Here is a 9,443-nt window from a genome sequence, read left to right as displayed (position 1 = left end):
AGAAGCCTCTCGCAAATCTATTCATGATAGATATATTCTATCATATATTTGATATTTATACAATTAATGCATTATCTTTCGATTTGCTCAGAGCATCCTAAATTTCTTGTCTTTGCACGTCCTTTTATGGTGCAATCTATCTCTGAAGTGTTACTTTCTATAGTGCTTTCGTAGATTGTTGCGAGATGCTTCAAGAAGTAAACTTCCACCGACTCAAATTCAAGCTTGTAATGCGTAAGAATGTTCGGCTGTTCTGATATGATGCGCGTCGTTCTTGCGCAGTACGTTGTTGCTGTGCTGGCAGCCCTCATAGGGGCGCTAATTTTCAATGTCGACGCTGGATTGTCTGCTCTGCTCGGGGGGCTCTCCTATGCGTTTATGTCGACTCTGCTCATGCTCTTTTTGATCGTGGGCAGAAAAATGAAAATCAGCGTTGGTGCCGGCGTTATGGCAATGCTGCTTGGCGAATTTGTAAAAATTTTAAGCGTTATAGTGTTGTTGCTCGTTGTAGCTCAGCAATATGACGCGTTGAACTGGCCCGCTTTCCTCATCTCATTGATAGCGGTGGTGAACAGCTACTTTGTGTTGCTGTTCAAGAAAAACTAAGGATAGGTCCTCATGGCAGTCGAGAGCCCTAGCGCTACTGAGTACATTCAGCATCACATGGCGCATCTGCAGTCAATGCATCAGAACGTGATCGTTGACTTCTCGGTCATCAATTACGACACGATCTTCTTTTCGCTTGCTGCGCTCCTGGTTGTGTTCTTCCTGCTTCGCATGGGGGCCAAAAAGGCTACCTCCGGCGTTCCGGGGAAGATGCAGTGTGCAGTAGAGATGCTGGTCGAAATGGTGGATAACCAGGCCAAAAATATTGTTCATGGCGATCGTACTTATATTGCGCCGCTCGCTCTGACGGTGTTCTGCTGGGTTGCCATGATGAACTGCATCGACCTTATTCCGGTCGATCTGTTCCCGTGGATCGCCGGCTTCCTTGGTCTTGATCACCTTCGCCCGCTCCCGACAGCGGACCTTAACGGTACGCTTGGTCTGTCTTTCGGCGTTCTGCTTCTGCTTTTCTATTACGGCATCAAGGTCAAGAGCTTCTCCGGCTTTATCGTTGAACTCTTTACTGCTCCGTTCGGCAAGTTCCCGCTGCTCTGGCCGGTGAACTTCCTGATGAACCTCATTGAGTACTGCGCGAAGTTTGTTTCGCTCGGTATGCGGCTCTTCGGCAATATGTATGCCGGTGAGCTCGTGTTCTTCCTGATTGCGCTCCTGGGCGGCTTCATGCTTGATTTTGCTCTCCCGGGCGCTGCAGCTGCTGGACTTGGACAAGTCATCGCCGGCCTGGTCTGGTGGCTCTTCCATGTGCTGATTGTTCTGTTGCAGGCGTTTATTTTCATGATGCTGACGCTGGTCTATATCGGGCAAGCTCACAGCAGCCACTAACAGACAATTTCTTTCTTCAACTTTGTCAACTCCCTTTTTTATAGATCTAGGAGTCTTTCAAAAATGACCAACGTCGCTTTAGTCGCTATCGCCTGCGGTATCATCATCGGCCTCGGCGCTCTCGGTGCTTGCCTTGGCATCGCTCTGATGGGTGCAAAGTACCTTGAAGCTTCTGCTCGCCAGCCCGAGCTCATGGAGCCGCTCCAGACGAAGATGTTCCTCCTCGCCGGCCTGATCGACGCGGCCTTCCTGATCGGCGTCGGTATCGCCATGATGTTCGCCTTCGCCAACCCCTTCGTCGGCTAATACTCAGCCGTACGACCAACGTCTTTCTTTTCAATGACGCTGTCCGCGGCGCCGCCCAAAGACATGCGCGGCGCTGCTGACTTAACGGGGTTCAACAATGAACATTAATGCCTCTCTGTTTGTACAGATGGTCGTGTTCTTCCTTGGTGCTTGGGTCACCATGAAGTACATCTGGCCACCGCTGATTCATGCGATTGAAGAGCGGCAGAAGAAGATTGCTGACGGCTTGGCCGCAGCCAACAAGGGCGAGAAGGCTCTTGCTGTGGCTACCGAGCAGGGCAAGGCCATTGAAGCGGCCGCTCGCGCCCGTGCTTCCACCATCGTTGCCGATGGCGAAAAGCGTGCGCTTGCGATCGTTGAGGATGCCAAGGCTCAGGCTACGGTTGAAGCCGACCGCATCATCGAGTCCGCTAAGGCTGAAGCTGCCACGCAGGTTCAGCGCGCTCGCGATCAGCTCCGCGATCAGGTGGCTGCGCTTGCTGTCCAGGGTGCTGAACAGATTCTTGCTCGCGAAGTCGACAAGAACGTTCATGCTCAACTGCTTGATCAACTGAAGGCGAAGCTCTAACTATGGCGGAACTTTCTACGATAGCGCGCCCTTACGCGGAAGGCCTCATGGAGGCCCTCCAGGAGCGTAAAGCCAGCGCAGAAGAAATGACTCGGGTACTTGACGCCGTTGCGCAACTTGCGCAGGTGGCTCGTGATCCTCAGGTCAATCAGCTCGCGGGTGATCCCGGACTTACGGAAGATCAGCTTTATGGCGTGCTTGACGGCATGCTTGACGCCGATCAGCCGGCAGAAGTCAAGAATCTGCTTCGCGTCGTGGTTCAGAACGGGCGCATCGATGCGCTGCCTGAAATCGCGCGGCAATTCCGCATCCTGAAGAACCGTTCCGAAGGTGTCGCTGACGCCTATATCGAGACGGCCTTCCCGCTCACCGATGATGAGCTGAAGGAACTGCTGGAAGCGCTAGCGAAGAAGTTCCCGGGAGTGAAGCTTCACCCGGTCGTCTCGGTCGAGAAGGAATTGATCGGCGGCGTGCGCGTGCACGTTGGCGACAAGCTCCTCGACGCCTCGATCCGCGCGCGTCTCAGTCAGATGAAGACGGCGCTTACCGCATAAAATTCGGAGCTGTAAGATGCAACTCAATCCCAGTGAAATCAGTGAACTGCTGAAGAAGCGTATCGAAGGCCTCGGCGTTTCCGCTGATCTTCGCACACAGGGCACCGTGGTCTCGCTGTCCGACGGCATTGCTCGTATTCACGGCCTGAGCGACGTGATGCAGGGCGAAATGCTGGAGTTCCCGGGTGAGGTTTATGGCCTCGCTCTGAACCTCGAACGCGATTCCGTCGGCGCCGTTATTCTCGGTGACTACGAAGGTATTTCCGAAGGCGACACGGTGAAGACCACCGGCCGCATTCTTTCGGTTCCGGTCGGCCGCGAGCTGATCGGCCGCGTTGTCAACGCGCTCGGCCAGCCTATCGACGGCAAGGGGCCGATTGAAGCCAAGGAATTTGACGTTATCGAAAAGGTCGCCCCTGGCGTCATCGATCGTCAGTCCGTTTCTCAGCCGGTGCAGACCGGCCTGAAGTCCATCGACTCGATGGTGCCGATCGGCCGCGGTCAGCGTGAGCTGATCATTGGCGACCGTCAGACGGGTAAGACCGCTGTCGCCATTGACACGATCATTAACCAGAAGGGCAAGGACCTGATCTGCGTTTACGTCGCTATCGGTCAGAAGGCCTCTACCATCGCCAATGTCGTCGCCAAGCTCGAAGAGAATGGCGCCATGGACTACACCATCGTTGTTGCCGCTACGGCTTCCGAGTCTGCTGCCATGCAGTACATCGCTCCGTACGCCGGCGCCACGATGGGCGAATACTTCCGCGACCGCGGCGAAGACTCCCTGATCGTTTATGACGACTTGACCAAGCAGGCTTGGGCATATCGTCAGATCTCTCTGCTGCTGCGTCGTCCGCCTGGACGTGAAGCCTATCCTGGCGACGTCTTCTACCTGCACAGCCGTCTGCTCGAACGCGCTGCCCGCGTGAATCCCACGTACGTGGAACGCTTCACCAAGGGTGCCGTCAAGGGCAAGACCGGTTCGATGACTGCTCTGCCGATCATTGAAACGCAGGCAGGCGACGTCACCGCGTTCGTTCCGACCAACGTGATTTCGATTACCGACGGTCAGATCTTCCTTGAAACCGACCTCTTCAACGCTGGTATTCGTCCTGCTATCAACCCGGGCATTTCGGTGTCCCGCGTGGGTGGTGCGGCTCAGACCAAGGTCATCAAGAAGCTCGGCGGCGGTGTTCGTCTCGCCCTTGCTCAGTACCGCGCTCTCGCGGCCTTCGCTCAGTTCGCTTCTGATCTGGACGAAGTCACCCGCAAGCAGCTCGAACGTGGCCGCATGGTTACCGAACTCATGAAGCAGCCCCAGTATCAGCCGCTTCAGGTTTGGGAAGAAGCTCTCGTTTTGTACGCCGTCAACAACGGCTACTACGACGATGTCAACGTTGGTGACGCCATGAAGGTTGAGCGTGCTATGCGCGAATACCTCAAGACTCACTACGCTGATCTCGTTGACTCGATCGAAACCAATAAGGCTCTCTCCAAGGAAGATGAAGAGCGCCTGAAGGGTGCTATCGCCGAGTTCAAGAAGAACGGCGCTGTCTAACGTCTAATCGAGGACCCAATTCCATGCCCAGTACAAAGGAAATTCGCGGCAAGATCAAGAGCGTGCAGAACACGCGCAAGATCACCAAAGCGATGGAGATGGTTGCGGCCTCGAAAATGCGCAAGGCGCAGGATCGGATGCACGCTGCCCGCCCGTACGGCGACAAGATTCGAGTAATCTGCTCGCATCTCGCTCGCGCGAACGTGACGGACTATCGTCATCCGTTCCTGAATCAGAATGAAGGCGCCAAGAAGGTGGGCATTATTCTTGTGTCCACCGACAAGGGCCTTGCCGGTGCTCTCAATACGAACATCCAGCGTGTGCTCCTGCAGCGTATGCGTGAATGGTCGGCTGAGGGCATTCAGGTTGAAGCTTCCGCCCTTGGCAACAAGGGCCTTGGCTTCCTTCAGCGCTTGGGAGTGCCCGTGCTGAGCCAAGCGGTTCAGCTCGGTGACCGCCCGTCGATTGACCGTCTGATTGGAGCCATTGCTGTTCAGATTGAAGCGTATAAGGAAGGGAAGGTCGATAAGGTCTATCTCTGCTACAGCCGCTTTGTGAACGCGATGAAGCAGATCCCGGTCGTTGAGCAGCTTCTGCCCCTTTCGGACGAACAGCTTTCGGCCGAGGAGCCTCAGCGCAAATTCTCGTGGGATTACATCTACGAGCCTGACGCCCAAACCGTTCTCGACGAGCTGCTCCGCCGCTACGTCGAGGCTTTGATTTACCAGGCAGTTGCAGAAAATATGGCCTCTGAGCAAAGCGCCCGTATGGTCGCCATGAAGGCCGCTTCCGACAATGCGAAGAAGCTTATCGACGATCTGCAGCTCGTCTACAACAAGACTCGCCAGGCCGGCATTACGAAGGAAATCACCGAAATCGTCGGTGGTGCCGCCGCCGTGTCTTCTTAATCGAATTTAAAAAATCGATAACTGAGGAAAACCCATGAGTATCGGACAGATCGTTCAGGTGATCGGCGCGGTCGTGGATATTGAATTCCCGCGCGACGCGATGCCGAAGATTTACGAAGCGCTCGTCCTTAAGAACGACGACGCGAACTCCCTCGCCGAACAGGGCCTGGTGTTTGAGGTCGAGCAGCAGCTCGGCGATGGTGTTGTCCGCACCATTGCGATGGGCTCGTCTGAAGGCCTTCGCCGCGGCATGTCTGTCGAATCTACCGGCCGCGAAATCTCGGTGCCGGTTGGTCCGAAGACCCTCGGCCGCATCATGGACGTTCTTGGCCGCCCGATCGACGACTGCGGTGCGATCGAGGCCGAGGAAATCCGTCCGATTCACAATGAAGCCCCGAAGTTTGACGACCTTTCTCCGTCCGTTGACCTCCTTGAGACCGGCATTAAGGTTATTGACCTTATTTGCCCGTTCGCCAAGGGCGGCAAGGTCGGCCTGTTCGGCGGTGCCGGCGTGGGCAAGACCGTCAACATGATGGAGCTCATCAACAACATCGCTAAGCAGTACGGCGGCTACTCTGTGTTTGCCGGCGTTGGCGAACGTACTCGTGAAGGCAACGACTTCTACCATGAAATGGGCGAGTCGAAGGTTCTCGATAAGGTCGCCATGGTGTTCGGTCAGATGAACGAACCCCCGGGAAACCGTCTTCGTGTTGCTCTGACGGGCCTCACGATGGCAGAAGCCTTCCGTGACGAAGGCCGCGACATTCTGCTCTTCATCGACAACATCTACCGTTACACCCTCGCGGGTACGGAAGTGTCCGCCCTGCTCGGCCGTATGCCGTCTGCCGTGGGCTATCAGCCGACTCTGGCTGAGGAAATGGGCAAGCTTCAGGAGCGTATTGCTTCCACGAAGACTGGCTCCATTACGTCGATTCAGGCCGTGTACGTCCCTGCTGACGACTTGACTGACCCGTCCCCGGCCACGACCTTCGGTCACCTTGACGCGACCGTGGTTCTTTCGCGTGATATTGCTGCTCTCGGTATTTATCCGGCTGTTGACCCGCTCGACTCCACGTCCCGTCAGGTCGACCCGAACATCATCGGTGTTGAGCACTACACGACCGCTCGTCGCGTTCAGGAAACCCTGCAGCGCTATAAGGAGCTCCGCGACATCATCGCCATTCTCGGCATGGATGAACTCGCTCCTGAAGACAAGCTGGTGGTGCAGCGCGCTCGTAAGATCCAGAACTTCCTCTCGCAGCCGTTCCACGTTGCTGAGGTCTTCACTGGTGCTCCCGGCAAGTATGTTCCGCTCAAGGAAACCATCCGCGGCTTCAAGATGATTGTTGATGGCGAATGTGATGAACTGCCCGAACAGGCGTTCTACATGGTCGGTACCATTGACGAAGCCTTCGAGAAGGCGAAGACCCTCAAGTAATGCTTTGCGGCAGCCGGCTGAAAAGCTGGTTGCCGCAAGCGCCCGACAAACGGAGCAACCTATATGGCTACCATTAAAGTCGACGTCGTCAGCGCCGAAGAACATATCTTCTCCGGCGAGGCCGAACTCGTGTCGCTGCCCGGAACGTCTGGCGAACTTGGCATCATGCCGGGGCATCTCCCGCTTATCACTCTGATTCGTCCCGGCTTTGTGCGCGTGCACAAGCCTGGTGAATCAGAAGTTGAACAGATCTTTGTTGCGGGCGGTGTTCTGGAGGTTCAGCCTGATCGAGTCACTGTTCTGGCCGATACCGCAGTCCGTAGCAAGGATCTTGACGAAGCTCGCGCCAAGGAAGCCCTTGCCGCAGCGGAAGCGTCCCGTGCGACTGCTACCGGCAGCATCGAGATTGCCCGCATCGAAGCGGAAATCGCTGCCTTGGCTGCGGAGCTCGCAGTTATCAAGAAGCTGCGCAGCAAGCTCTGATCAATTCAAGCCAACGACGCCTTTTAAAGCGGAGCTGCTTACGAGCATCTCCGCTTTTTCTTACCCATACTTTCCGTCAAAGCGCTAGCATTCTGAATAAGCAGTTTGAACGGGACCACTGTTTCAAGCATTGAAAATACATTTGGTCTTGTTGCAGCAATACACTCGTCCCTCGCAGACCGAAAAGAAGTGTGCTGGGATTAGAGCTCAACTGAATGGAGGTTTAAGTATGAGCGCAGTTAAGATCCTCGTAACGACGGACGGTTCTAATTTAAGCGACAAGGCGGTGGATACCGCCATCGGACTTGCTGAACAGGTGGGCGGCTCGGTAGTCGGCATGACGGCCGTGCTTACGCCTGCTCCGGCTGGTGGCTTCGAGGATGAGGATCCTGTCGTCAAGGAGCGTCTTGAAGCCATTTCCCGCAAGGCTGCCGAAGCGGAGGTTCCCTGCGAGGTAATCGCCGAGCATGCTGAAACGGTTGCGCAGGGGGTGCTTGCCTGCGCGGCGAGATGCAATGCCTTCTATATCGTGATGGCAAGCCGCGGACTTGGCACTTTCGGCGCGCTGCTTCTGGGCAGCGAGACGCAGAAAGTGCTCAGCCAGGCGGATCGTCCGGTGCTGATTGTCCGCTGATGAGAATTTATTCTCACAGATAGATTAATTAGAAAATTCCGCGCCTATGTGCGCGGTTTTTTCTTGTTCGCTGGCGAAGGACTGCGCGAAAAGCGCGGCAAATAAACGGAAAAAAGAAATGATCCCTCAGAATGACTGCTTCCTGCGTGCGCTTAAGCGCGAACATACGGACTTCACTCCGCTTTGGTTGATGCGTCAGGCAGGTCGATATCTGCCGGAGTACTGCCGCACAAGAGCTCAGGCCGGCAGCTTTATGGGGCTTGCGCAGAATCCGGACTACGCTACAGAAGTGACGCTGCAGCCGATTGGCCGATATGGGCTGGATGCAGCTATTCTGTTTTCGGACATTCTGACGGTCCCTGATGCGATGGATCTCGGGCTTTCGTTCGTGCAGGGTGAGGGTCCTGTTTTTGCGCATCCTGTGCAGAGCGAAGAAGCGGTTGAAAAGCTTTATGTGCCTGATCCTGAGGAAAAACTCGGCTATGTCATGGCGGCAGTGCGGAGCATCCGTGCTGCGCTCAATAATCGGGTTCCGCTTATCGGCTTTTCCGGCTCTCCCTTTACGCTTGCCTGCTACATGATTGAGGGGCGCGGCAGCCGTGATTTCCGCACCGCCAAAACGATGATGTTCCGTCGCCCGGATCTCTTCGAGCGTGTGCTCGACATTAATGCCGATGCGGTGGCAGCTTATCTCAATGCTCAGATTGCTGCGGGAGCTCAGGCTGTGCAGATTTTCGACACCTGGGGCGGCATGCTTGCAGATGGCGATTTCCAGCGTTTCTCACTGGCTGCAACGAAGAAAGTGGTTGATCGCCTGACGCGTACGACCCCTGATGGCGAGAAAGTGCCTGTAATCGTCTTTACCAAGGGCGGCGGTGAATGGCTGGCTGATTGCGCGGCAATGGGCTGTGATGCGCTGGGTCTTGATTGGACGACCAATCTCTCGCGAGCCCGCAAGGTTGTAGGCGATCGTGTTGCTCTGCAGGGCAACATGGATCCGCTCGTGCTTTTTGCAGACGAAAATACGATTCGCCGTGAAGCGCGCAAGGTGCTGGATGCTTTTGGCCCTGTCGGAGCTGGCGGCCATGTCTTTAATCTTGGGCATGGCATTAATCAGTTCACTCCAGTGGAAAGCGTACAGATCCTTGTTGATGAAGTTCATCAGTACAGCCGTCGCTATCACACTGCCGGTTGAGTTCTTATCAACGAGTTGTGCACAGATCTTGTGCTGGCGATGTCGATAAATGAATAAGCCCGTCGAATTCCGACGGGCTTATTTAGTTCTTATCTTTCGCTGTGAGAGTAAGGAAGAAAATGCGAGCCATTCCTTATTTCAAGACTGTCTCATAAAAAGTGCACTGAAGAAAACGTCAGTCAAGGGAACAATCCACAAAGTTATCCACAATTCCAAGCGCTTTTCGCGCTCTTGGTGTTAGAGGACACTATCTCATTAGATGTCATACTAACTTTCGCCACCCCTTCAACCTTTCATGGAGTGGCAAAACATGCGATATTCGCAGGAGTTCAAAGACAACGTCGTAGCGC

General features: G+C 55.1%; 11 protein-coding genes. All 11 read left to right on the top strand.

Features of this window, described 5'->3' with window-relative positions:
- The first annotated feature begins 240 nt into the window (after positions 1-240).
- The 11 genes from GBM95_RS09940 to hemE all read left to right on the top strand — a co-directional run bounded on the left by GBM95_RS09940 (position 241) and on the right by hemE (position 9,093).
- Entirely contained in the window at positions 241-606 is a 366-nt protein-coding gene (locus GBM95_RS09940) for an ATP synthase subunit I (protein ID WP_152158952.1), read from the top strand.
- A 12-nt stretch (positions 607-618) separates the two neighbouring features.
- A complete protein-coding gene (atpB, locus tag GBM95_RS09935; RefSeq protein WP_139688335.1) occupies positions 619-1,449 on the top strand; it encodes a F0F1 ATP synthase subunit A in 831 nt (276 codons plus the stop codon).
- A 63-nt stretch (positions 1,450-1,512) separates the two neighbouring features.
- Complete coding sequence (gene atpE / locus GBM95_RS09930; RefSeq protein ID WP_139688336.1) at positions 1,513-1,755, top strand: F0F1 ATP synthase subunit C; 243 nt, start codon at positions 1,513-1,515, stop codon at positions 1,753-1,755.
- Positions 1,756-1,852: 97 nt separating this feature from the next.
- The gene (locus GBM95_RS09925) at positions 1,853-2,323 is read left to right on the top strand and encodes a F0F1 ATP synthase subunit B (protein ID WP_139688337.1); all 471 of its coding nucleotides are present in this window, start codon (positions 1,853-1,855) and stop codon (positions 2,321-2,323) included.
- A 2-nt stretch (positions 2,324-2,325) separates the two neighbouring features.
- Positions 2,326-2,877 carry a F0F1 ATP synthase subunit delta gene (locus tag GBM95_RS09920; RefSeq protein ID WP_152158951.1) on the top strand — a complete coding sequence of 184 codons (552 nt, stop codon included), beginning with the start codon at positions 2,326-2,328 and terminating at the stop codon, positions 2,875-2,877.
- A gap of 16 nt (positions 2,878-2,893) precedes the next feature.
- Complete coding sequence (gene atpA, locus GBM95_RS09915; RefSeq protein ID WP_139688339.1) at positions 2,894-4,435, top strand: F0F1 ATP synthase subunit alpha; 1,542 nt, start codon at positions 2,894-2,896, stop codon at positions 4,433-4,435.
- Between the two features lie 23 nt (positions 4,436-4,458).
- Positions 4,459-5,343, top strand: a complete 885-nt coding sequence (atpG, locus tag GBM95_RS09910; protein ID WP_139688340.1) for a F0F1 ATP synthase subunit gamma — start codon at positions 4,459-4,461, stop codon at positions 5,341-5,343.
- A 34-nt stretch (positions 5,344-5,377) separates the two neighbouring features.
- Positions 5,378-6,781, top strand: coding sequence for a F0F1 ATP synthase subunit beta (gene atpD, locus GBM95_RS09905; protein WP_139688341.1), 1,404 nt, complete (start codon positions 5,378-5,380; stop codon positions 6,779-6,781).
- A gap of 63 nt (positions 6,782-6,844) precedes the next feature.
- Positions 6,845-7,264, top strand: coding sequence for a F0F1 ATP synthase subunit epsilon (locus GBM95_RS09900; protein ID WP_152156893.1), 420 nt, complete (start codon positions 6,845-6,847; stop codon positions 7,262-7,264).
- A gap of 229 nt (positions 7,265-7,493) precedes the next feature.
- Positions 7,494-7,898 (top strand): universal stress protein, encoded by a 405-nt coding sequence (locus tag GBM95_RS09895; protein WP_152158950.1) that lies wholly within the window; start codon positions 7,494-7,496, stop codon positions 7,896-7,898.
- Positions 7,899-8,016: 118 nt separating this feature from the next.
- Positions 8,017-9,093 (top strand): uroporphyrinogen decarboxylase, encoded by a 1,077-nt coding sequence (gene hemE / locus GBM95_RS09890; RefSeq protein ID WP_152158949.1) that lies wholly within the window; start codon positions 8,017-8,019, stop codon positions 9,091-9,093.
- Positions 9,094-9,443 lie beyond the last annotated feature (350 nt).

The sequence above is a fragment of the Sutterella seckii genome, from assembly GCF_009183815.1.
Lineage (GTDB): Bacteria > Pseudomonadota > Gammaproteobacteria > Burkholderiales > Burkholderiaceae_F > Sutterella > Sutterella seckii.
This window is presented reverse-complemented; position numbering and strand designations above follow the sequence as displayed.